The sequence below is a fragment of the Veillonella sp. ZSJB6 genome (genome assembly GCF_051549505.1).
Taxonomy (GTDB): domain Bacteria; phylum Bacillota; class Negativicutes; order Veillonellales; family Veillonellaceae; genus Veillonella.
In genome coordinates, this window is record NZ_JBPUGE010000194.1 from 1 (window position 1) to 235 (window position 235).

The window sequence follows — 235 nt, forward strand, 5'->3', positions numbered from 1 at the left end:
GTGATTCATGATGAGACCATTGATCGTACCTCCAATGGCTCAGGCTATGTAAAAGATTTTACATTACAACAATTACGTACATTTGATTTTGGCTCGTGGTTTTCACGGGAGTTCGGAGATGAAGTAATTCCAACCTTAGGGGAAGTGTTGGAGTTATTTGCAGGTACCAATCACCGTATCAATATTGAACTGAAAACAGACATTATTGCATATGAAGGAATCGAAGCGCTCGTGC

At 40.4% G+C, this 235-nt stretch carries 1 protein-coding gene; it reads left to right on the forward strand.

Annotated features, from left to right (window positions below; translation table 11 throughout):
* On the forward strand, positions 1-235 hold a 235-nt coding region (locus tag ACSV5T_RS10395; protein WP_438321099.1), incomplete at both ends, for a glycerophosphodiester phosphodiesterase family protein.